Below are 20,911 nucleotides of genomic sequence, written 5' to 3'. Positions count from 1 at the left end.
TCATGCAATCACTAAACGCCATGCAATTAACAACCTTGGATTATTTTGCGATTGGCATCTTGGTCGTTTCAGCAGTGGTTGGCTTATGGCGCGGTTTTTTTCGGGAGATCATTGCACTGGTCGCATGGTTTGCTGCCGCATGGCTTGCTTACCATTTCTGCAATTATTTAGCCACCGAGTGGCTTTCTGCATTTATTCCGAATGAGGCTGCGCGTTTAGCTAGTGCTTTCCTACTGATCTTTGTTGCGGTATTAATAGCAGCTGGTTTATTGGCACGCGCCTTTCAATCTTTACTCTCAAGTGCAGGACTCACTTTGGTCGATCGATTTTTTGGTTTGATATTTGGATTTGTCCGTGGTGCCCTCGTATTAGTTGTATTGAGTACCTTGGGCGCGCTTACTGGTGCACAACAAACCAAGGCATGGCAGGCATCGGCAATTCGGCCGGTGCTTGAGCAGGGGGCTGGACTGATCCGCTCATGGTTACCTGAAAACTGGGCGAAGCAGTTAAATGCAATTTCAATGACCGATCCTTACCGATCGGCAGGGGGCTAACTATGTGTGGTGTTGTCGGAACGATTTCGCATCGACCAGTAAACCAACTCTTGTATGACGCCTTGCTCCTGTTGCAGCATCGCGGACAGGACGCAGCCGGGATAGCCACGATGAACGGTAATTCATTTGCCATGCATAAGGCCAACGGTCTAGTGCGCGATGTGTTCCGGACGCGCAATATGCGCAGTCTCGTTGGTAATGCGGGTATTGGCCAAGTGCGTTACCCCACTGCTGGCTCGGCGAGCAGTGAAGAGGAAGCACAACCGTTTTATGTCAGCGCACCCTTTGGCATTATCTTGGCCCACAACGGCAATCTAACCAATGCCCCGATGCTGCGAAGTGAGATGGCGTACCGTGATCGCCGCCATATCAACACCAACTCCGATACCGAGGTCTTGCTCAATGTACTCGCCGACGAGTTGCAAAAGGAGACGAATAGCGCCGCATTGGATGATGACTCTATCTTTAAGGCTGTTACAGGTCTTAACAAGCGGGTAAAGGGATCCTATGCCGTTGTCTCTTTGATTGCTGGATTTGGTTTATTGGCATTTCGGGATCCCTTTGGGATTCGTCCTCTGTGCATCGGCAAGATCGATACACCCGAGGGAACCGAGTGGATGATAGCCTCCGAGTCGGTTGCTCTTGAAGGCTTGGGCTATACCTTTGTGCGTGATGTGGTCCCAGGTGAAGCAATCTACATTGATCTTGATGGAAACTTTCATACGCGCCAATGCGCTCCGAGTGCCAGTCTTAACCCCTGTATTTTTGAATACGTCTATTTAGCTCGCCCCGACTCAACCATTGATGGTGTGACCGTCTATAACGTACGGATGCGCATGGGTGACTACTTAGCAGAAAAGATTCGGGCGGAGACCGACGTTAGCAAAATTGATGTGGTGATGCCGATTCCTGACTCGAGTCGACCTGCTGCGCTTCAGGTTGCAAAGCGCTTAGGTATCTCGTATCGCGAAGGATTTTTTAAGAACCGCTACATTGGTCGTACTTTTATCATGCCTGGTCAAGCGGTGCGCAAGAAATCGGTTCGTCAGAAATTAAATGCGATGCGGATTGAGTTTAAAGACAAGACCGTTTTAATTGTGGATGATTCGATTGTGCGGGGTACCACCTCGTATGAGATTGTGCAAATGGCACGCGAGTCTGGCGCCAAGAAAGTGATCTTTGCCTCTGCTGCACCTCCAGTACGGTTTCCCAATGTCTACGGCATTGATATGCCAACCCGCAGTGAACTCGTTGCGTATGGTCGTACCCACGATGAGATCAATGATCTGATTGGTGCCGACCAACTGATTTATCAAAGCGTTGAGGATATGAAAAAAGCGGTTCAAGACATTAATCCCAACATCAAAAATTTTGAGGCATCGTGCTTTGATGGCAATTACATTACAGGTGATATCACTGAAGCTTATTTAGATGCACTCGAAGCGGCACGCAATATCGCAAACAATGAAGAGGATCGCAAAAGCGACCCCAGTGACTTTGCACGTTCGCAATTGCATTTGCATTTAGCCAACGGAGACTAAACAACAGCTGTGGCATCTGCGGCACGCTGTGCGTGACAGCCTCTCATTTACCTGTCAAACTTCTTCTGTTATGAAAAAAATTGCACGACCCACACCCAATCTCAAAACCTTAGCGCCCGAGACCCTGGCGGTCCGGGCTGGCACTCGTCGTTCAAGCGATTATCAGGAACACTCCGAGGCGATGTTTTTGACTTCGAGCTTTTGCTTTAACTCAGCCGAAGAAGCAGAGCACGGCTTTGCCAATGCTGATCAAGGATTTATCTACTCACGATTTACCAATCCAACGGTCAGCATGTTTCAGGATCGACTTGCGGCACTTGAGGGGGGTGAGGCATGTATTGCTACATCCTCTGGAATGGCCGCCATTCTGACAACGGCGATGGCGCATCTGCAGGCGGGTGATCACGTAGTGTGTTCTAAATCCGTCTTTGGTGCGACCACGCAACTGTTCTCCTCAATTCTGAGTCGCTTTGGGATCACAACAACCTATGTGGCAATTGCTGACCTAAAGGGCTGGCAGGCAGCAGTGCAAAGTAATACAAAGCTCTTTTATCTGGAGACCCCGTCCAATCCGCTAACGGAGATCGCTGATATTGCAGGGGTTGCCAAGATTGCTAAAAAGGCAAAGGCGTTATTCGTGGTGGATAACTGTTTTTGCACGCCAGCCTTGCAAAAGCCCTTAGCGCTCGGCGCAGATGTGGTGATCCATTCGGCGACCAAGTATCTTGATGGGCAAGGGCGGGTCGTCGGTGGGGCAATTGTAGGTAGTCGTGATTTTGTGATGGGCAAGGTATTTCCCTTTGTACGAACCGCGGGACCGACGCTCTCGGCCTTTAATGCCTGGGTATTTCTGAAAGGGCTCGAGACTTTAGAGCTGAGAATGCAAGCGCAGAGTGCGAATGCTTTAGCCTTGGCGTTGTGGTTAGAGAAGCAAGCCGGAGTCGAGCGCGTGTATCACCCTGGTCTAAAGAGTCATCCACAGCATGCCTTAGCGAAGCGTCAACAAAAAGCGGGTGGGCCGATTGTGTCGTTTGTCCTAAAGGGTGGCAAAAAGGCGGCCTACAAGCTCATTAATCAAACACGCTTATGCTCGATCACAGCAAACCTTGGGGATACCCGCACCACGATTACGCATCCAGCGAGCACCACTCACGCCCGAATTACACCGCAAGCGCGCAAAGACGCGGGTATTGTGGATGGCTTGGTGCGGATTGCTGTCGGTCTTGAGAACATCGATGATCTCAAGCGTGATCTAGCAGCTGGCTTAAAAAAGTAATTACGTAGTACCCACAAAACGACGCGGGTCGTTAATCGGTCGCAACGGCATGATATGAATTAGCTTACGATCGAGCTCGAGGTAAACCTGCGCATCCTGTACTAAACCTAAACGCTTAACCTCTGCAGCAGAGGCTTCCCATGTTAAGTGTTCGTCAAGACCATCGATCGAAAACTCAATGAGTGCAATTTGGCCCAAAGAACTAATGGTGTTCACGCGACATGGAATGCGTTGGCCATCTGGAGCGGTGTGAACGCTAAGCCCCTCTTGGGGAATGACCCATGCCACTTGAGAATTTGGAGGAATCCGACCCTTATCAACAACGTGAAAGGACCAAGGGCTTGCCCCCCACGATAAGGTGCCGCCATTAAATACCCCATGAAAGAGGTTGGGAATCCCAACGAGCTGGGCAACGCGCGCATTACGCGGTTTCGTAAATAAGGATTGTGGGTCCGTGGTCTGCAAACCGACACCTTGATCGAGCACAGTGATTCGGTCGGCTAATAAGTGGGCTTCTCGAAGATCGTGCGTGACCAGGATGATGGGGATGTTGAGCTGCTTACGAAGTTCAGCCAGCGTTTGGTAAAGTTTCTGACGCGTCGGAATATCAATGGCGGAGAAGGGCTCATCGAGCAAAAGCATCTTGGGTGAGCGCGCCAAGGCACGCGCGAGGGCAACGCGCTGTTGCTGACCACCCGATAATTGTTTAGGTAAACGCTCTCCAAGCTCACCAATATTGAGCTCATCGAGCCAGCGCTGAGCCTCAGTGCGGCGCATTTGCGGATCACTAATCGTGTTGTAAAGCGCCATGCATACGTTATCGAGCGCGCTGAGATGTGGAAACAGGGCGTATTGTTGGAATAAGAATCCACAAGAGCGTTGATTTGGTGGCATTGTCATCATGGAGCCACGGGCCGGATCCCGATTAAGCCACACCGCCTGGTCGCACTCAATAAAACCAAATTCAGGATGATGAAGCCCAGCAATGGAGCGCAAGATACTCGTCTTACCACTACCAGAGGGGCCCACTAGCGCATGAACCTCCCCAGCATCGATTTCTAACTGAATCGATAGGGGATTGGGAAGGGTCTGCTGAAGGTGAACCTTAAGCACGGCGCACCCCCGCGCTGTTGCGGCCAAAGATCCCATAGGAAATAGCAATGGCAATAAGCGAGATCAGTAACAAGATTACGGAGAGTGAACCGGCCCCTGCGGTATCGAATGTTTGCACCTTATCGTAGATCGCAATCGATGCGGTTTTGGTTTCTCCAGGAATTGCACCACCTACCATGAGGACCACCCCAAATTCGCCTAAGGTATGGGCAAAGGTCATGGCGGCACCACTCACAATGCCACGCCATGCAAGGGGCAGTTCAATTAAGCGAAAGCGCTGCCAAGTGCTAAGCCCGCTGACCTTGGCTGCTTCCTTGATCTCGGTGGGGATTGCCTCATAGGCCCGCTGGATGGGTTGGATGGTAAAAGGAAGATTGACGATGATGGAGGCAACCAAGAGACCGGTAAAAGAGAACACCAAGGGCTCCCCGAAGAGGCTTTTGCCAGCAAATGCCACGATGAAGTAGTAACCAAGAACCGTGGGTGGCAACACCAAGGGCAGAGCGAGTGCCGCCTCAGCCCAGGATTTCCAGGGGCCCGCCTGGGCTAGGTGATAGCCAATCCAGATCCCAATGGGGATTAAAACCAGCAAGGTCCAAAAGGCCAACTGCAGGGATAGAAAAATCGCTTGGGTATCTAACAATTCGTGAATTAAATCAGTTGGTTATCTAACTTTTCTAGAATAAAACGAGGTTCCAGCCAATCACAGCACTCTATTCTAGAACGATTGAATCAGGGTATCTCTGTATATTCCTTTGGACGTATTTTAGGTGTAATATGCGCAACTACGCATATTTATGGCAAGCTCATCCTCCTTCTCAAAAAACCCTATTGCCCAGGGCTTCGCGGGTGGCTTGGCTAAAAAACCATTATCCCCAGAACAAATGGAAGCACTCTTTAAAGAGGTATCTGCGTTCTTTGCGGTCCTTGCTGAGCCATCCCGTTTGCGCATTATGTACGCCTTGTGCGAGGGCGAGAAATCGGTCAGTGAGGTCATTGAGCATTCAAAATCCAGCCAAGCAAATGTGTCGCGTCATTTAGGAACCCTCCATGAAGCAGGAATATTGGCACGTCGTAAAGTTGGCACCACTGTTTATTACTCGATCTGCGATGACGCCACGCTAGAAATCTGCCAACGCGTTTGTGGCCGCGTCATGAATGAACTGTTTGAGTAAGTCTGATGATTTTTTGTTTAACCATCTAATCCTTGATGAATATGAGTGAACGAAGCAAAACGATGCAATCCCTCAGTAACCCGAATCTCATTCGGAAGGCACCCGAGAATTTTCTATCGCAAGAAGCAATTGCGCAAATCAACCAACATGGTGCTGATGAGACCCGTCGCGGCTTTCTGCGCAAGAGCTTCATGGCGGCCCTTGGTGGTGTCGGCGCTGCAGGCAGCGGTCTGGCCCTTGCAAATCCCCAGGGCGACCCAGCAATTCTGGAGAAGCAAATTTGGCAAACGACTCTGGGTAAAAACGTTGCCACTGAGCCGTATGGCACACCATCCATTTATGAGAAGAACTTAGTACGTCGTGAGTCGCCCGGATTGACGCGGGTATCGGCGGCATCCGTAGCGTTCACACCGCTGCAGGGCCTATTTGGCATCATTACCCCAAATGGTTTGCACTTTGAGCGCCATCATCAGGGCTGGTACAACATCGACCCCAATAAGCACCGCTTAATGATCAACGGCCTTGTGAAGAATGAAAAAGTGTTCACGATGAACGATCTCATGCGCCTACCATCGGTATCGCGCATTCACTTTATTGAGTGCGGTGCTAATACCGGCCTAGAGTGGGGTAATGTGGCTGTACCAACTGTGCAATATACCCACGGCATGTTGTCCTGCTGCGAGTTCACCGGCGTACCACTATCAACCCTTCTGGATATTTGCGGCGCTGATTTAAAGAAGGGCAAGTTTATTTTGGCCGAGGGTGGCGATGGCTCCGGTATGACCCGCACGATGTCTATGGAGATGGCGCTGGATGATGTGATGGTTGCTTGGGCGATGAACGGAGAGATGCTGCGCCCTGAGAACGGCTTCCCAATTCGTCTCGTGGTACCAGGTGTGCAGGGCGTGAGTTGGGTGAAGTGGTTACGCCGCATTGAAGTCGGTGATATGTCCTATGCAACGAAGGATGAAGCGATTCACTACATTGACTTGATGCCAGATGGCTTGCATCGTCAATACACCTCGATTCAGGAATGCAAATCGGTGATCACCACACCATCGGGTGGTCAGCAACTCTTTGATAAGGGTTACTACAACGTGAGCGGTTTAGCGTGGTCGGGTCGTGGCAAGATCAAGCGGGTGGATGTCTCGTTTGATGGTGGTAACAATTGGCGTACGGCACGTCTTGAGACCCCCGTTTTGACGAAGGCTTTGACGCGCTTCAATATCGATTGGGTCTGGGATGGTTCACCCACCATCATGCAATCGCGCGCAATTGATGACACGGGTTATGTACAACCCACCATTCGTCAATTACGAGCTGTACGCGGTACACGCTCGATTTATCACAACAATGCAATTCAATCGTGGAAGGTTGATACCAATGGCGAGGTTAGCAATGTTCAAGTCGGCTAATGTTTTGATGAAACCTTTTCTTGCCAGCGCGGTAATTGCCACCACCATTTTTTTAAGTGGTACTGAGGTAAATGCTCAAACCGCTCCAGCGGCAAGCAAACCAAAGCCCTATATGAATATGGGCCGTAATGCGACCCCTGCAGAAGTGGCGGCTTGGGATATTGATGTGCGCCCTGACTTTAAGGGCTTACCAGCTGGCTCGGGCTCGGTTGCAAAGGGTCAAGAGCTTTGGGAAAAACAATGCGCAAGTTGCCACGGTACCTTTGGTGAGTCCAATGAGGTGTTTACACCCATTGCTGGAGGAACCACGAAGGACGATATTAAAACTGGTCGGGTCGCATCGTTGATGAGCGATAAGCAACCCCAACGAACCACGATCATGAAGGTGGCAACGATCTCAACGCTTTGGGATTATGTCCATCGCGCCATGCCATGGAATGCACCGCGCACCCTCACGGTCGATGAAACCTACTCCTTGGTTGCTTTCATGCTGAATCTCAGTGAAGTGGTTCCTGACGACTTTGTGCTCTCGAACAAAAATATTGCGCAAGTGCAAGGCATGATGCCTAACCGTAATGGCATGACCCAGAAGCATGGCTTATGGACGGTGAAGGGCACACCCGATGTGAAAAATACGGCATGCATGGCCAATTGCGCCCAACACGTTGCGATCGGATCGGTATTACCAGACTATGCTCGTAATGCGCACAATAACTTAGCAGAGCAAAACCGGGAGTATGGCCCGTATCGTGGCGTTGATACCACAAAGCCACCAGTGGCTGCTTTGCCATCCTCTGGCATGATGATGATATCAACCGCTAGTGCCGCACCCAAAGCGGTAGGCCCAGCCGATTTGTTTAAGAAAGAAAACTGTTCAGCGTGTCACGCACCGGCAGCGAAATTAGTTGGCCCATCGATTGCTGATGTTGCCAATAAATATAAAGGCGTTGCCAATGCCCAAGCCATGCTTGAGAAGAAGGTGAAGGCGGGAGGTGCAGGTGTTTGGGGTGCAATTCCGATGCCGGCTCAAACCCAGTTATCCGATGCGGACAACAAGATCTTGGTGCAGTGGATGTTAAATGGGGGAAAATAGTTAAAGGGTTAGCACTAACTGAAGTAGGGTTATATACACTTTATAGTTTTAGGTAAGCAACAACTAATGAGTAGCAGTTGATAACAAGGAGTTTTTATGGATATGCAACGACGTGATGTAATGAAGTATTCAGCCATTTTTGGCTTGATGGCTTCAGCAGGTTTGATTACTCCTGCGCAAGCGCAAGAGTGGAACAAAGCCGCCTTCGAAGGCAAAACTTTGGATGATGTATTCAAGGTACTAGGTGCCGGTAAGCCAGAGAATTCAGCTGCAATCACGATGATTGCTCCGGATATTGCCGAGAACGGTGCCGTAGTTCCTGTTGGCATTAACACCACTCTTAAAGCCCAGCAAATGGCAATTTTGGTGGACAAGAACCCAAGCGCCTTGGCTGCTCAGTTCTTCATTCCTGCCGGTACCGAGCCATTTGTCACAACCCGGATCAAGATGGGACAAACCTCCAACGTTTACGCTTTAGTGAAAGCCGACAACAAGTGGAGCGTGGCGGTGAAAGAAGTGAAAGTAACCCTGGGTGGTTGCGGCGGTTAATGATTAAACCGAATAGCTTATTACTTATTTAACGAATTAGAGAGGAAGCAAAATGTCAGATCCGATGCGCGTACGAGCAACCGAGAGCGGCGGTGTGGTGGATGTCAAAATCCTAATGAAACATGATATGGAAACAGGTCAGCGCAAAGATGCGTCAGGCAAGGCGATTCCAGCGTGGTTTATTAGCACTGTGACTGCAAAAGCCAACGGCAAAGATGTCTTTAAGGGTGAGTTTGGTCCAGCAGTATCTAAAGACCCATTCTTGAACTTCAAGTACAAGGGTGCCAAAGGTGACAAAGTAACCGTTAGTTGGGTTGATAACAAAGGCGGTAAGCGGACCGATGAGGCAACGGTTTCGTAATTTGTATTTTGTACTTCACTGATCAAAACAATAAGAGGGAATCATGAGACAACACTGGACTCGCGGGGCACTCTTTGTGTCCTCGCTATTTGTTCTGCAAGCCTGTACCACACCTGAGCCGCCAAAGAAAGCAGCGGCACCTGCACCTGCTCCACAGGCAGCAGCTTCTGCTGCTCCAGCTGGTGCGCCAACGGCTGAGATTGAGAAGTACCGTGCCATGATTGCGGATGGCAATCCCTCTGATTTGTATGAAATGGCTGGTGAGGAACTCTGGAAAAAAGCCATGGGCCCCAAGAATGCCACTCTTGAAAAGTGCGATCTCGGTTTGGGACCCGGTGTAGTGAAGGGTGTTTATGCCGTCCTGCCGAAATACTTTAAAGACACCAACAAAGTTCAAGATCTGGAGTCGCGTATCGTGACCTGCATGGAGCGTCTGCAGGGTTTTGATGCAAAGGAGATCATTGCCGGTAATTTTGGCCAAGGTAAGCGCAAAGACGTAGAGGCAGTTGTTGCTTATGTGGTCGCCAACTCCAAAGGGTCAACCATTAATGTTTCAATGAAGCATCCTAAAGAAAAAGAAATGTACGAGCTTGGTAAGAAGTCATTCTTTTATCAAGCTGGTCCGATGGATTTCTCCTGCGCTTCTTGCCACGCCGATCCTGGTAAGCGGATTCGTTTACAAGATTTGCCAAACTTAACGACTCAAGCCGGTGCAGCCTTAGGCTGGGGAGCCTGGCCTGCATACCGAGTATCGAGCGGTACCTTTTGGACCATGCAATACCGTTTGAATGATTGTTATCGTCAGCAACGTTTCCCAGAGCCAATTTATATATCCGATGACACGATTGCGGTCTCGATGTATATGGCCGTCATGGCAAATGGCGGCAAGATGGCTGCCCCTGGTCTGAAACGCTAATCGCTGGAGAACAACATGAAGAATAAATATCTAATTACAGCAGCAACTTTATTAGCGTTACCTGTGGGCTCTGCATTTGCTGATGCAAAGTTCGACAAGATGATGAAGGATAGTTTTCAATCGAAGGGAATTGCCTCGATTGACCGATTAAAGCAAGATGCAGCACAAAAATATTGCTCGGATCCTGCAGTGTTAGCAGGTAAGGGTAATGCAAAGCAGGCCGAGTCGATTCAGAAAGCGAATATGGCAACCATTAAGCAACCGGCTGATGGTAAATACATCGGCGATTGGAAGGCCGGTGAGCGCATTGCCCAAAGCGGTCGTGGTGCAACTTGGAGCGATAAAGCCGATGCTGCGAATGGCGGTGGTTGCTATAACTGCCATCAAATTAATAAAGCAGAGCTTTCCTATGGAAACATTGGCCCAAGCCTCTGGAACTATGGCAAATTGCGAGGTTACAGCAAAGAAGTGGTGACCTATACCTGGAATCGGATTTATAACTCCAAGGCTTACAACGTGTGCAGCAATATGCCGCGCTTTGGTCACTTCAATTTGTTGACCGAGAAGCAAATGCAAGACGTGATGGCTCTGTTACTAGACCCGAATTCTCCTGTTAATCAGTAAACCAATTTCGAAGGAGTTGTATGTCTTTTAGTAGACGGGAGTTTCTGCAGGCCCTTGCAGTGGCATCGGCTGGCGGAATGAGCTTGCAGTCCAATTTTTCTCATGCTCAAAGTGCTGCACAGAAGTTTTATGACCTGCCAAAGTTTGGCAATGTGCATTTCTTGCACTTTACCGATTGCCATGCGCAATTGCTCCCAATCTACTTTCGTGAACCCAATGTCAATTTAGGCATAGGCGCACAAGAGGGCAAGCCACCCCATTTGGTGGGTGAGTATCTATTGAAGTTTTATGGGGTGAAACCTGGCACCCGTGATGCACATGCGTTTACCTATTTAGACTTTACCTCTGCAGCGAAGACCTACGGCAAGGTCGGTGGCTTTGCCCATCTCGCCACTTTGGTCAAACAAATCAAGGCTAACCGTCCTGGCGCTTTATTGCTCGACGGTGGTGACACCTGGCAGGGCTCGGGAACTGCGCTTTGGACCAACGGTCAGGATATGGTGGACGCCTGTCTTGCGATGGGTGTTGATGTGATGACTCCCCATTGGGAAATGACCTTGGGTGAGAAACGCGTCATGGAGATTGTGGAGAAGGATTTCCGGGGTAAGGTCTCGTTTGTGGCACAAAACATTAAGACCGCCGACTTTGGTGATGCGGTCTTTGCACCGTATGCCATGAAGACCATGAATGGTGTTCAGGTTGCCGTGGTTGGTCAAGCATTCCCGTATACACCGATTGCAAATCCGCGTTATTTCACGCCCAACTGGACCTTTGGTATTCAAGAGGAGAATATGCAAAAGGTGGTTGATGAGGCTCGCGCCAAGGGTGCAAAAGTGGTTGTGGTGCTCTCGCACAATGGTATGGATGTGGATTTAAAGATGGCCTCTCGGGTACGAGGCATTGATGCCATCATGGGTGGCCATACCCACGATGGAGTTCCAGCCCCCGTTAAAGTGAAAAATCCCGGTGGCGTCACCTTAGTTACCAACGCTGGATCGAATGGTAAGTTCTTAGGCGTTTTGGATTTTGATGTGAAGGGCGGCAAGGTTGCCGACTTCCGCTACAAACTTTTGCCTGTGTTCTCGAACTTATTACCCGCAGACGCAGGAATGAGTGCCTTGATTAAGAAGATTCGGGCGCCATACGAGTCTAAGCTTGCCGAGAAGCTTGCAGTGACTGATGGTCTCTTGTATCGCCGTGGCAACTTCAATGGTAGTTTTGATCAAGTGATCTTAGATGGTCTCTTAAAGCAAAAGAATGCGGAGATCTCATTCTCACCGGGCTTTCGTTGGGGCACTTCCTTATTGCCCGGCGAGTCCATCACCATGGAACATCTGCTTGATCAAACGGCGATTACATATCCCTACACCACGGTCACCAATATGAGTGGTGAGATGATCAAAACAGTATTAGAAGACGTGGCTGATAACTTATTCAACCCTGATCCGTACTACCAACAGGGTGGCGATATGGTTCGGGTCGGTGGTTTGCAATACACGATTGATCCAGCGGGTGGCGCTGGCAAGCGTATCTCCGAGATGCGTCTGAATGGCAACCTCATTGAAGCAGGCAAGACCTATAAGGTAGCTGGCTGGGCGCCGGTCTCAGAAGAGGCAAAGAATGCGGGTGGTGAGGCCATTTGGGATCTCATGGCGCGGCATTTGCGGGAAGTGAAAACCGTTAAAGCGGTCAAGCTCAATGAGCCCGTCATTAAAGGTGTTAAAGGTAATCCGGGGATGGCCCCAATTTAGTTGTTCTTTTTCAATGGAGAGTGGCATGAAAGCATTCATTCGTACAGTATTGATGGGCTTTCTAGCCGTCAGTTTGTCAGTTGGTTCTAATCTAGCAAGCGCGGAACCAACGAAGGTGGTTTATCACATCGATGATGCGGCTACCCAGGGTTTAAAAGGCTTACGCAATATTCGCAATCACTTGGATGTCTCACCTCAAACCAAAATTATTGTCGTGACCCACGCTAATGGCGTTGATATCCTGATGGAGGGTGGCAAGGATAAAAGTGGCACTGAGTATGCGCCATTGGTTGCCGCATTAAAGTCACGAGGCGTGCGCTTTGAGGTTTGTGAGATCACTTTACGTAACCGCAACCTCAAGCGTGACCAATTTATTCTTGATGCGGAGTTCACGCCTTCTGGCGTGGTTCGGATTGCTGACCTGCAATTTAAGGATAAATACGCTTATATTCGGCCTTAATGACTCATTGCTTTATAACTTTTACTTATATTAGTATTACCGAATCATCTTGATTTTGGCTTCTAAAACCATGATTTTGCTGTAGTTTTTTCATTCAGTTCGATAGAATCACAGTTTCTGAAATTACTATATTTTGAGACTATGAAGACTTTAGCGACTTTAGCAGTTCTGATTGGCGCTCTTTTTGGGTTGGCTGCGCAGCCTGCGCTGGCGGCACCGAACCTTGCCAATGGCAAAACCATTGAAGATACCAAGTGCTACAAGTGCCATGCTGAGAAGTCTGGCTTTGGCGATGGCACCTTGATGTACACCCGTAAAGATCGTAGGGTCCAAGGGCTGGATCGCTTGAAGGTCATGGTCGCACGGTGCAATACCGAGTTGCGCCTTGATCTTTTCCCTGAGGATGAAGCAGACGTGGTGGCTTACCTCAACCAGCAATACTACAAATTTAAACCCTAGGAATCATCATGACTGATTTATCGCCAGAGCAGATTCGCTCTCTGGGTAGCCAGGCTTTGCTGATTACCTTTGTGATTACTGCCGCGTTGGGTGCCATCATGCAACGCACGAACTTTTGCACACTTGGTGCTGTATCGGATGGGATTTTGATGGAGGACTGGTCGCGCATGCGCCAATGGTGTTTAGCCATTGGTATCGCAATCTTGGGGGTTGCCTTCATGTCCCATCTTGGCTGGATTGATGTCACCAAATCGCTTTATACCGGTAACCGCGTACTCTATCTTTCTACCTTCATTGGTAGCGTTCTGTTTGGGATCGGCATGGTGCTGGCATCGGGATGCGGTAGCAAAACCCTGGTTCGAATCGGCAGCGGCAATCTCAAATCCATCGTTGTTTTCATTGTGTTGGGACTGGTTGCCTATATGACCATGCGCGGATTTTTGGGGGTCCTGAGAACCAATTCCATCGATCAGGTGGCATTGAATCTCAAAACCACACAGGATTTACCCAGCGTTCTCTCTGCGAGTTTTGGCATGGGCAAAGAGCAATTGCGTTGGATTTTGTCGCTTGGTATTGGTGGTGCCTTCATCGCTTATGCGCTTTTGAAGAAATCGTTTTGGAATGTTGAGAATCTTTTAGCAGGAGTAGGCGTTGGCCTTGCAATCACCGCGATTTGGTGGGTATCCGGGCACTTTGCGCACCTCGAGGAAGATCCCAATACCTTGCAAGAGGCCTTCTTGGTGACTAACTCAGGTCGGATGGAAAGTCTCTCATTTGTGGCGCCGTATGCTTATTCACTCGATTGGTTGATGTTCACCAGCGATAAATCCAAAGTGCTCACCATTGGCATCGTGGCCGTATTAGGCATGATTGCGGGTTCAGCGATCAGCGCCGTGATCAGTAAGCGTTTTCGTTGGGAAGCCTTTCGAGGTGTGGAAGATACAGCCAACCATCTCGTGGGTGCTGCACTCATGGGATTTGGTGGAGTTTCCGCAATGGGCTGCACGGTAGGCCAAGGCTTAAGTGGGATTTCAACTCTGGCACTGAATGCATTTATTGCGCTCCCCGGATTTTTCTTGGGAGGCTATTTGGGGCTTCAATACTTACAGTGGCGCATGAGTCCAAAGCCTTGTTAAGCATTAAAATGATGTGATGACGATTGACTGGACATCCTTTACCCCAGGGCCCGCATTAGCTGGCGGCATTATTTTAGGAATCGCAGCCGCGCTGTATGTGTTGATCAACGGTCGCATTCTCGGAATCAGTGGCATTTTGGGTGGCCTGATTGGACCCAAGAGTACCGATTGGTTGTGGCGCGCCAGTTTCGTGTTGGGATTGCTAACCGCCCCCTTGTGGGGAAAATATGTGTTTCAGATGAACACGACTGCAGTTATTGATGCGGATTACCTCACACTCATCATCGCTGGTTTATTGGTTGGGTTTGGGGCTCGCTACGGATCGGGTTGCACCAGTGGCCATGGCATTTGTGGCTTATCGCGCCTATCACCACGCTCCTTGCTTGCAACCCTCACATTTATGGGTTGCGGATTCTTGGTGGTGTATCTCGTGCGGCATTGGATCTGAATCGATGGGTCAGAATCAATCCCTATTCTCCAACGGCAGCGAGTATCTGATTGGCGTTCTGTTTGGTCTTGGATTAATGATTTCAGGGATGACCAATCCTGCAAAAATTTTGGCCTTCCTCGACCTCGCCGGTAATTGGGACCCGTCACTTATTTTTGTCATGGGCGGTGCAGTACTGATTGGTTTAGTTGCTTTCTACTTGGCCAAGAAACGTACTCAAAGTTTTTTAGGTGGTGCCATGCATATCCCAACGCGGCGTGATATTGACCGCCCTCTGGTTGTGGGTAGTGCAATGTTTGGAGTGGGTTGGGGTCTTGCTGGTTTCTGTCCAGGACCCGCGCTCGTTTCTCTCGGCTCTGGTGAAATGAAGGCGCTGATTTTTGTTATCGCCATGGTTGCCGGGATGTGGTTGTTTGAGCAAACCCAGAAAAAGTCTGTTTAAATTCAAGATACGTTATTTTGTAAGGATCGTATGAGCATTCACATTTCGTGCCATAACCCCAATTTTGGAACCGCTGGTCAAATTGAACCCAGCGATGTTGATCAAATTGCAAAGCAGGGCTACAAGAGCATTATTAACAATCGTCCAGATGGCGAAGAGGGTCCTGAGCAACCTAGCAATGCGTCGATTGCTGCCATGGCTAAAGAGCATGGTCTGGAATATGCTTACTTACCGGTTGTGAGTGGGGCGATTACTCCCGAGCAAGTGGTGGAGATGGCAAAACTCCTCAAATCAATGCCGCAACCCATCTTAGCCTTTTGTCGCTCGGGGGCTCGCTCAACCTTCTTGTATCAACTCGCTTTACAAAACTCCTAAGTATAGAAATGGCGAGCTTACTCAGTCCTAACGAGCGCTCGGTCTTAGCTACTGATTTAGCGCATTGGTCGATGGTTACCAATCGGGATGCCATTACCCGTTCGTATCAGTTTAAGGATTTTAAGGAAGCCTTCGCGTTCATGACTCAATGTGCACTCATGGCTGAGCAAATGAATCATCATCCCGAGTGGTTTAATGTTTGGAATCGGGTTGAGGTCACGCTCTCGACCCATGATGCTGGCGGACTCACAAAGCTCGATCTGGATTTGGCCCGATCCATGGATCGATACGCCAACACTCTCTTAGCAAAATAATCGTCATGCGTACGTGGCATACGAAACGAAATTGTTCGTTTACGCCACGTCAGGTTGGTTATTTCTATTTATCGATGTTTCTGTTTTCATCGTTTATAGCAACCTACTTCTTGCTCCATGGCGTTTGGATGATTTTGATCTTCACTGTGATTGAATTAACTGTCCTAGGTATTGCTCTCATTATCTATGCTCGCCATGCGCTCGATTATGAATCGATTGCCATCGATGGCACCGCACTGCAGATTGAAAAGAATATCGGTGGCAAGATCGAACGTCATGTCTTTAACACGCGGTGGTTAACACTCACACAAGAAGAGAGTGGCAAGCGCTTAATTCGGGTGGAGGAGAGTGATCGGGAACTGCCGATTGGGATCTTCGTGCCGCAGGATGCCAGGCCTCAGTTCTATAGTGATCTGCGAGCTCAAATACGGATGGAATCGTAAGCGAAGAGTAAACTAGCGCCCTTATTCATCATTTAGAACTCCCCAATCATGCGCATTGAAATTCCTGCTGATAAGACATTTGTTCATGAAACCATCATCCCCTTACGTTGGGGTGATATGGATGCATTTGGTCATGTCAACAACACGCTTTACTTTCGGTATATGGAGCAAGGCCGTATTCACTGGATCGAATCCTTTGGATTTGGTGCCCATCACGATGAGGGCGGCGCTTTAATTGCGAACGCGTTTTGTAATTTCTATACCCAAGTGAGCTATCCAGCCGATATTCTGGTGCGCACCTATATTGGTAAAGTGGGGCGAACCAGTGTGGATACGTATAACCTCATGTCGCTTGCTAGCAACCCCGAGGAGCTGTGTGCAGCTGGTGGCGCAACCTTGGTGTGGGTCAACCTCAAGACCAATCGTCCTGCGCCATGGCCAGAACCCATTAAGCAAAATTTAGGACTGCGTTGAGTTCAGCATTGCTCGCGCCCGAGCTATTGGGTCAAGATTTAGATCGGTTTGACTGCATCATCGATGCTCGCTCGCCTGCTGAGTACGCACTTGATCATATTCCAGGGGCTATCAATTGCCCTGTTTTGAACAATGAGGAGCGTGCCACGGTCGGCACGCTCTACAAGCAAGAATCTCCTTTTGCAGCGAAGAAATTAGGCGCGGCGCTGGTTGCAAAAAATATTGCCAACCATTTGCAAGAACACTTTATTCACCAGCCGCGGGAGTGGCGGCCCTTGGTTTATTGTTGGCGAGGCGGGGAGCGCAGCGGTGCCTTTGCCCACATTCTGCAACGTATCGGTTGGAAGGCCCAGCAGCTGCAAGGCGGGTATCAAGGGTATCGACGCCAAGTGATTGCTGATCTGGAGCGATGGGCGCCTTTAGCAAAGTTCATCGTCATTTGTGGCATGACAGGCAGTGGTAAGACTCGATTATTACAAGCATTGCATGGACAAACTCAGGTGCTGGATCTTGAAGACCTCGCGGCGCATCGCGGTTCAGTGCTTGGTGGTCTGCCTAATCAGGCACAACCCAGTCAAAAAATGTTCGAGAGTCGCTTATGGAATGCGTTGCGGCAATTCAAGTTTGACCAAACCATTTATGTGGAATCCGAGAGCAAGAAGGTGGGTTGTCTGCATATTCCCGATGCGCTGATGGATCAAATTCGGCAGGGGGATTGCGTTGAAATCAAGGCCGATCGCTCAGTCCGGGTTGATGTGTTGATGCAAGAGTACGTGCATCTTTTAAGTAATCACGATGAACTACAGCATTTGCTCAGTCTATTGACGCAACGCTACGGCAAGGAACAAATTACAAAATGGCAGCAACTGGCTACAGAGGGGCGCTATCCAGCATTGGTTGAAGAATTACTAATCAAGCATTACGACCCAGCGTATCAAGATTCAATTGCTCGCAACTTTAGCCAATACAAAAATGCTAGGTCTCTGACAGTACCAAGCGCAGAGCAAACGAGTTATCTTGACTTAGCGCAGCAACTTCTGCAATCTAGCTAAACGCTTGGATACCGGTTTGGGCTCGACCCAAAATGAGGGCATGAATATCGTGCGTGCCCTCGTAGGTATTAACAACCTCCAGATTGAGCATGTGACGGATCACGCCATACTCATCCGAGATGCCATTGCCACCCAACATATCACGTGCCATCCGTGCAATATCAAGTGATTTACCACAGGAGTTGCGCTTCATGATGGAGGTAATCTCTGGAGCAGCAGTTCCCTCATCCTTCATCCGCCCCAATCGCAGAACGCCTTGCAGTGCCAAGGTAATCTCGGTTTGCATATCGGCTAATTTTTTCTGGACGAGTTGATTGGCTGCGAGGGGTCTACCAAACTGTTTACGATCCAAGGTGTATTGACGCGCTGTGTGCCAGCAAAACTCGGCGGCACCGAGCACGCCCCAAGAAATGCCATAACGCGCTGAGTTCAGGCAGGTAAAGGGACCCTTAAGACCCGTAATTTCTGGGAACTCATTTTCGGCGGGTACGAACACTTCATCCATCACGATCTCTCCCGTGATTGAGGCACGCAAACCTTGCTTGCCTGTAATCTTCGGGGCACTTAAGCCCTTCATGCCTTTTTCAAGGATGAAGCCCCGAATCTGATCCTCATCGTTCTTGGCCCAGACCACAAACACATCCGCAATGGGGGAGTTGGAGATCCACATCTTGGAGCCTGTGAGCGAGAATCCGCCAGGTACTTTCTTGGCGCGCGTGATCATGCCACCCGCATCGGAACCGTAATTGGGTTCTGTGAGACCAAAGCATCCGATCCACTCACCAGTGGCTAGTTTGGGTAGGTACTTCTGCCTTTGAGCCTCGCTACCGAATTCATAGATTGGCACCATGACCAGTGAGGACTGCACACTCATCATGGAGCGGTACCCAGAATCAACCCGTTCAATTTCTCGGGCGATTAAGCCATAAGACACATAATTAAGACTAGCGCCACCGTATTCCTCTGGAATCGTAATACCGAGAAGGCCTAGCTCACCCATTTCTCGAAAGATGGATGGGTCGGTTGATTCCGAACGATAGGCTTCATGCACCCGCGGAGCCAGCTTCCCTTGGGCGTATTCACGGGCCGCATCGGCAACCATGCGCTCCTCGGTGGTCAATTGGTCTTGCAGGAGGAGGGGGTCTTCCCAATGAAACTGCGGCTTACTCATTTTTTACCTATTCTGTGAATTCATATCAATACCGCTATTCTATGAAATATTTACCCTTTTAACCGCCTCATTGAACCTATAAGGCCTTCGTTCCCATGCGTCGTCAGTATCGTTATTACGACCTCATCTTAGGCGCTTTTGTTGCCGTGTTGCTGTGCTCGAATTTTATTGGGGCTGGGAAGGCCGCCACGGTTGAGCTTCCATATTTTGGTTATGTGATCTTTGGTGCTGGGATCTTATTTTTCCCGATCTCCTACTTTTTCAGCGATATTCTCACGGAGGTCTATGGCTACGCCTATGATCGCCGTGCAGTATGGGCTGGATTTGCTGCCTTAGGCTTTGCTGCCATCATGGCGCTGATCGTCATCGCGTTACCAGTGGCGCCAGGATCGTATATGGCAAATTATCAACACGGCCTAGAAACGGTCTTTGGTAACTCCTGGCGAATCGCCTTGGCTTCCATGCTCGCATTTTGGTGTGGCAGCCTTACCAATAGTTTCGTGCTTGCCAAAATGAAGATTTGGACCCAGGGGAAATATTTATGGACCCGCACGATTGGCTCAACCGCGGTGGGTGAGTTGGTGGATTCTTCATTATTCTATTTCTTGGCCTTTTATGCCATTTGGCCTACCGCCGAGATTATTCAGGTTGCGATTGCTCAATACATCCTCAAAACCTCTTGGGAGATTTTGGCAACCCCACTGACTTATGCGGTAGTGGGATACTTAAAGCGCAAAGAGAATGAAGATTATTACGACACTAATACGAATTTCACACCATTTCAGTTAAAGGTAGATCGATGACATTTAAAGACCCCACGATTCATCCGAGTCAAATTACCCCACGTGCGATTGCAGAGGATCGCCGCCAGTGGTTAAAAAATCTTGCCTTGGGAGGTGCTGCATTGGGAATGGGATCGTGGCTTGAGCGCGATGCCTTTGCAAAACCAGTAGCCCCTCGTGAGAAATTACCCGCAAAGCTAAACGAGCCATATTCAACGCGTGAGACTCAAACTTCGTATGAGGATGCAACGAGCTATAACAATTTCTATGAGTTTGGGATGGATAAGGAGGATCCGGCAAAGTTTGCTGATCGTTTGCAAACCAGGCCTTGGACGGTATCGATTGAAGGGATGGTGAAGAAACCCGTCACCCTTGATATTGACGCTTTACTGAAATTGGCGCCCATGGAAGAACGCGTTTATCGACTCCGTTGTGTCGAGGGCTGGTCGATGGTGATTCCATGGAATGGCTACGCCTTATCAAACCTTCTCAATCGAGTCGAGCCACTCGGATCGGCCAAGTATGTGGAGTTCATCAGCCTTGCTGATCCAAAACAAATGCCTGGATTAAAGCGACCTGTGCTCGATTGGCCCTATCGTGAGGGTCTGCGAATGGACGAGGCCATGAACCCATTAACTCTATTAACCTTTGGGATGTATGGTGAGTTATTGCCCAAACAAAATGGTGCGCCCATTCGTTTGATCGTGCCCTGGAAGTATGGCTTTAAGAGCTCCAAATCCTTAGTGACCATTCGTTTGACCGAGAAACAACCACTTACTAGTTGGAGCGCATCCGCACCACGTGAGTATGGTTTCTATTCAAACGTTAATCCAGCCGTGAGTCATCCCCGTTGGAGCCAGGCTACGGAGCGTCGTATTGACGGTCGCGGTATCTTTGCGCCGAAGATTAAAACCGAGCCCTTTAATGGTTATGGTGAGTATGTTGCCAAACTGTATGCAGGGATGGATTTGCGTAAGTTTTACTAAA

26 protein-coding genes are annotated in these 20,911 nt (G+C 49.4%); 23 read left to right on the top strand and 3 right to left on the bottom strand.

Annotated features, from left to right (window positions below; translation table 11 throughout):
- Nucleotides 1-2: 2 nt before the first annotated feature.
- From QUE65_RS05390 to QUE65_RS05380, 3 genes are all read left to right on the top strand, one after another.
- Entirely contained in the window at nucleotides 3-554 is a 552-nt protein-coding gene (locus QUE65_RS05390; protein WP_286279892.1) for a CvpA family protein, read from the top strand.
- Nucleotides 555-556: 2 nt separating this feature from the next.
- Entirely contained in the window at nucleotides 557-2,095 is a 1,539-nt protein-coding gene (gene purF / locus QUE65_RS05385; protein ID WP_286279891.1) for an amidophosphoribosyltransferase, read from the top strand.
- Nucleotides 2,096-2,165: 70 nt separating this feature from the next.
- Nucleotides 2,166-3,371, top strand: a complete 1,206-nt coding sequence (locus QUE65_RS05380) for an O-succinylhomoserine sulfhydrylase (protein ID WP_286279890.1) — start codon at nucleotides 2,166-2,168, stop codon at nucleotides 3,369-3,371.
- Here the strand turns inward: QUE65_RS05380 and QUE65_RS05375 are convergent, their stop codons facing one another.
- Together QUE65_RS05375 and modB are read right to left on the bottom strand one after the other, a co-directional pair.
- Nucleotides 3,372-4,520, bottom strand: a complete 1,149-nt coding sequence (locus tag QUE65_RS05375; RefSeq protein WP_286279889.1) for an ABC transporter ATP-binding protein — start codon at nucleotides 4,518-4,520, stop codon at nucleotides 3,372-3,374.
- On the bottom strand, nucleotides 4,477-5,127 hold the full coding sequence (gene modB / locus QUE65_RS05370; protein ID WP_286279887.1) for a molybdate ABC transporter permease subunit: 651 nt from the start codon (nucleotides 5,125-5,127) through the stop codon (nucleotides 4,477-4,479). The genes QUE65_RS05375 and modB overlap by 44 nt, the downstream gene beginning before the upstream one ends.
- A 154-nt stretch (nucleotides 5,128-5,281) precedes the next feature.
- On the opposite strand from modB, the gene QUE65_RS05365 reads away from it, so the two are divergent.
- The 18 genes from QUE65_RS05365 to mnmH all read left to right on the top strand — a co-directional run bounded on the left by QUE65_RS05365 (nucleotide 5,282) and on the right by mnmH (nucleotide 17,971).
- Nucleotides 5,282-5,659, top strand: a complete 378-nt coding sequence (locus QUE65_RS05365) for an ArsR/SmtB family transcription factor (protein WP_286279885.1) — start codon at nucleotides 5,282-5,284, stop codon at nucleotides 5,657-5,659.
- A gap of 41 nt (nucleotides 5,660-5,700) precedes the next feature.
- Nucleotides 5,701-7,074, top strand: coding sequence for a sulfite dehydrogenase (gene soxC, locus QUE65_RS05360; RefSeq protein WP_458574742.1), 1,374 nt, complete (start codon nucleotides 5,701-5,703; stop codon nucleotides 7,072-7,074).
- Between the two features lie 7 nt (nucleotides 7,075-7,081).
- Nucleotides 7,082-8,167, top strand: coding sequence for a c-type cytochrome (locus QUE65_RS05355; protein WP_286279884.1), 1,086 nt, complete (start codon nucleotides 7,082-7,084; stop codon nucleotides 8,165-8,167).
- A gap of 96 nt (nucleotides 8,168-8,263) precedes the next feature.
- Nucleotides 8,264-8,716: a thiosulfate oxidation carrier protein SoxY gene (soxY, locus tag QUE65_RS05350; RefSeq protein ID WP_286279883.1), complete on the top strand. Its 453-nt coding sequence runs from the start codon at nucleotides 8,264-8,266 to the stop codon at nucleotides 8,714-8,716.
- Nucleotides 8,717-8,768: 52 nt separating this feature from the next.
- On the top strand, nucleotides 8,769-9,077 hold the full coding sequence (gene soxZ / locus QUE65_RS05345; RefSeq protein ID WP_215368412.1) for a thiosulfate oxidation carrier complex protein SoxZ: 309 nt from the start codon (nucleotides 8,769-8,771) through the stop codon (nucleotides 9,075-9,077).
- A 43-nt stretch (nucleotides 9,078-9,120) separates the two neighbouring features.
- Nucleotides 9,121-9,993 (top strand): sulfur oxidation c-type cytochrome SoxA, encoded by an 873-nt coding sequence (gene soxA / locus QUE65_RS05340; protein ID WP_458574741.1) that lies wholly within the window; start codon nucleotides 9,121-9,123, stop codon nucleotides 9,991-9,993.
- A 15-nt stretch (nucleotides 9,994-10,008) separates the two neighbouring features.
- Complete coding sequence (gene soxX, locus QUE65_RS05335; protein WP_286279882.1) at nucleotides 10,009-10,617, top strand: sulfur oxidation c-type cytochrome SoxX; 609 nt, start codon at nucleotides 10,009-10,011, stop codon at nucleotides 10,615-10,617.
- A 20-nt stretch (nucleotides 10,618-10,637) separates the two neighbouring features.
- Nucleotides 10,638-12,368 (top strand): thiosulfohydrolase SoxB, encoded by a 1,731-nt coding sequence (soxB, locus tag QUE65_RS05330; protein WP_286279881.1) that lies wholly within the window; start codon nucleotides 10,638-10,640, stop codon nucleotides 12,366-12,368.
- A 25-nt stretch (nucleotides 12,369-12,393) separates the two neighbouring features.
- Nucleotides 12,394-12,828 carry a DsrE family protein gene (locus QUE65_RS05325; RefSeq protein WP_286279880.1) on the top strand — a complete coding sequence of 145 codons (435 nt, stop codon included), beginning with the start codon at nucleotides 12,394-12,396 and terminating at the stop codon, nucleotides 12,826-12,828.
- Nucleotides 12,829-12,969: 141 nt separating this feature from the next.
- Entirely contained in the window at nucleotides 12,970-13,287 is a 318-nt protein-coding gene (locus QUE65_RS05320; protein ID WP_286279879.1) for a hypothetical protein, read from the top strand.
- 8 nt (nucleotides 13,288-13,295) lie between these two features.
- On the top strand, nucleotides 13,296-14,423 hold the full coding sequence (locus QUE65_RS05315; protein ID WP_286279878.1) for a YeeE/YedE family protein: 1,128 nt from the start codon (nucleotides 13,296-13,298) through the stop codon (nucleotides 14,421-14,423).
- Between the two features lie 16 nt (nucleotides 14,424-14,439).
- On the top strand, nucleotides 14,440-14,871 hold the full coding sequence (locus tag QUE65_RS05310) for a YeeE/YedE family protein (RefSeq protein WP_286279877.1): 432 nt from the start codon (nucleotides 14,440-14,442) through the stop codon (nucleotides 14,869-14,871).
- 4 nt (nucleotides 14,872-14,875) lie between these two features.
- Entirely contained in the window at nucleotides 14,876-15,313 is a 438-nt protein-coding gene (locus QUE65_RS05305) for a YeeE/YedE family protein (protein ID WP_286279876.1), read from the top strand.
- Nucleotides 15,314-15,343: 30 nt separating this feature from the next.
- Complete coding sequence (locus tag QUE65_RS05300) at nucleotides 15,344-15,688, top strand: protein tyrosine phosphatase family protein (RefSeq protein ID WP_286279875.1); 345 nt, start codon at nucleotides 15,344-15,346, stop codon at nucleotides 15,686-15,688.
- A gap of 8 nt (nucleotides 15,689-15,696) precedes the next feature.
- Nucleotides 15,697-16,002 (top strand): 4a-hydroxytetrahydrobiopterin dehydratase, encoded by a 306-nt coding sequence (locus QUE65_RS05295; RefSeq protein WP_286279874.1) that lies wholly within the window; start codon nucleotides 15,697-15,699, stop codon nucleotides 16,000-16,002.
- Between the two features lie 5 nt (nucleotides 16,003-16,007).
- Nucleotides 16,008-16,445, top strand: coding sequence for a DUF2244 domain-containing protein (locus tag QUE65_RS05290; RefSeq protein ID WP_215368375.1), 438 nt, complete (start codon nucleotides 16,008-16,010; stop codon nucleotides 16,443-16,445).
- 48 nt (nucleotides 16,446-16,493) lie between these two features.
- The gene (locus QUE65_RS05285; RefSeq protein WP_215368372.1) at nucleotides 16,494-16,919 is read left to right on the top strand and encodes an acyl-CoA thioesterase; all 426 of its coding nucleotides are present in this window, start codon (nucleotides 16,494-16,496) and stop codon (nucleotides 16,917-16,919) included.
- Nucleotides 16,916-17,971, top strand: coding sequence for a tRNA 2-selenouridine(34) synthase MnmH (gene mnmH / locus QUE65_RS05280; protein ID WP_286282354.1), 1,056 nt, complete (start codon nucleotides 16,916-16,918; stop codon nucleotides 17,969-17,971). The genes QUE65_RS05285 and mnmH overlap by 4 nt, the downstream gene beginning before the upstream one ends.
- On the opposite strand, the gene QUE65_RS05275 is transcribed toward mnmH, so the two are convergent.
- The gene (locus QUE65_RS05275) at nucleotides 17,964-19,142 is read right to left on the bottom strand and encodes an acyl-CoA dehydrogenase (protein WP_286282353.1); all 1,179 of its coding nucleotides are present in this window, start codon (nucleotides 19,140-19,142) and stop codon (nucleotides 17,964-17,966) included. The two genes, mnmH and QUE65_RS05275, sit on opposite strands and share 8 nt — an antisense overlap.
- A gap of 95 nt (nucleotides 19,143-19,237) precedes the next feature.
- Between QUE65_RS05275 and QUE65_RS05270 the strand changes: the two genes are divergently transcribed.
- Both QUE65_RS05270 and msrP read left to right on the top strand, forming a co-directional pair.
- A complete protein-coding gene (locus QUE65_RS05270; RefSeq protein WP_286282352.1) occupies nucleotides 19,238-19,945 on the top strand; it encodes a queuosine precursor transporter in 708 nt (235 codons plus the stop codon).
- Entirely contained in the window at nucleotides 19,942-20,910 is a 969-nt protein-coding gene (msrP, locus tag QUE65_RS05265) for a protein-methionine-sulfoxide reductase catalytic subunit MsrP (RefSeq protein ID WP_286282351.1), read from the top strand. The genes QUE65_RS05270 and msrP overlap by 4 nt, the downstream gene beginning before the upstream one ends.
- The last annotated feature ends 1 nt before the right edge of the window (nucleotide 20,911 follow it).

It is taken from the genome of Polynucleobacter sp. HIN8 (genome assembly GCF_030297615.1).
GTDB lineage: Bacteria > Pseudomonadota > Gammaproteobacteria > Burkholderiales > Burkholderiaceae > Polynucleobacter.
The sequence above is the reverse complement of the archived record's forward strand: the minus strand, read 5'-3'. Positions and strand labels throughout refer to the sequence as shown.

Bases quoted from the DNA above. Each gene is read 5' to 3' on its own strand.
- QUE65_RS05390 (WP_286279892.1), top strand. From the start codon at position 3: ATGCAATCACTAAACGCCATGCAATTAACAACCTTGGATTATTTTGCG.
- purF (WP_286279891.1), top strand. From the start codon at position 557: ATGTGTGGTGTTGTCGGAACGATTTCGCATCGACCAGTAAACCAACTC.
- QUE65_RS05380 (WP_286279890.1), top strand. From the start codon at position 2,166: ATGAAAAAAATTGCACGACCCACACCCAATCTCAAAACCTTAGCGCCC.
- QUE65_RS05375 (WP_286279889.1), bottom strand. From the start codon at position 4,520: ATGGGATCTTTGGCCGCAACAGCGCGGGGGTGCGCCGTGCTTAAGGTT.
- QUE65_RS05365 (WP_286279885.1), top strand. From the start codon at position 5,282: ATGGCAAGCTCATCCTCCTTCTCAAAAAACCCTATTGCCCAGGGCTTC.
- soxC (WP_458574742.1), top strand. From the start codon at position 5,701: ATGAGTGAACGAAGCAAAACGATGCAATCCCTCAGTAACCCGAATCTC.
- QUE65_RS05355 (WP_286279884.1), top strand. From the start codon at position 7,082: ATGAAACCTTTTCTTGCCAGCGCGGTAATTGCCACCACCATTTTTTTA.
- soxY (WP_286279883.1), top strand. From the start codon at position 8,264: ATGGATATGCAACGACGTGATGTAATGAAGTATTCAGCCATTTTTGGC.
- soxZ (WP_215368412.1), top strand. From the start codon at position 8,769: ATGTCAGATCCGATGCGCGTACGAGCAACCGAGAGCGGCGGTGTGGTG.
- soxA (WP_458574741.1), top strand. From the start codon at position 9,121: ATGAGACAACACTGGACTCGCGGGGCACTCTTTGTGTCCTCGCTATTT.
- soxX (WP_286279882.1), top strand. From the start codon at position 10,009: ATGAAGAATAAATATCTAATTACAGCAGCAACTTTATTAGCGTTACCT.
- soxB (WP_286279881.1), top strand. From the start codon at position 10,638: ATGTCTTTTAGTAGACGGGAGTTTCTGCAGGCCCTTGCAGTGGCATCG.
- QUE65_RS05325 (WP_286279880.1), top strand. From the start codon at position 12,394: ATGAAAGCATTCATTCGTACAGTATTGATGGGCTTTCTAGCCGTCAGT.
- QUE65_RS05320 (WP_286279879.1), top strand. From the start codon at position 12,970: ATGAAGACTTTAGCGACTTTAGCAGTTCTGATTGGCGCTCTTTTTGGG.
- QUE65_RS05315 (WP_286279878.1), top strand. From the start codon at position 13,296: ATGACTGATTTATCGCCAGAGCAGATTCGCTCTCTGGGTAGCCAGGCT.
- QUE65_RS05310 (WP_286279877.1), top strand. From the start codon at position 14,440: ATGACGATTGACTGGACATCCTTTACCCCAGGGCCCGCATTAGCTGGC.
- QUE65_RS05305 (WP_286279876.1), top strand. From the start codon at position 14,876: ATGGGTCAGAATCAATCCCTATTCTCCAACGGCAGCGAGTATCTGATT.
- QUE65_RS05300 (WP_286279875.1), top strand. From the start codon at position 15,344: ATGAGCATTCACATTTCGTGCCATAACCCCAATTTTGGAACCGCTGGT.
- QUE65_RS05295 (WP_286279874.1), top strand. From the start codon at position 15,697: ATGGCGAGCTTACTCAGTCCTAACGAGCGCTCGGTCTTAGCTACTGAT.
- QUE65_RS05290 (WP_215368375.1), top strand. From the start codon at position 16,008: ATGCGTACGTGGCATACGAAACGAAATTGTTCGTTTACGCCACGTCAG.
- QUE65_RS05285 (WP_215368372.1), top strand. From the start codon at position 16,494: ATGCGCATTGAAATTCCTGCTGATAAGACATTTGTTCATGAAACCATC.
- QUE65_RS05275 (WP_286282353.1), bottom strand. From the start codon at position 19,142: ATGAGTAAGCCGCAGTTTCATTGGGAAGACCCCCTCCTCCTGCAAGAC.
- QUE65_RS05270 (WP_286282352.1), top strand. From the start codon at position 19,238: ATGCGTCGTCAGTATCGTTATTACGACCTCATCTTAGGCGCTTTTGTT.
- msrP (WP_286282351.1), top strand. From the start codon at position 19,942: ATGACATTTAAAGACCCCACGATTCATCCGAGTCAAATTACCCCACGT.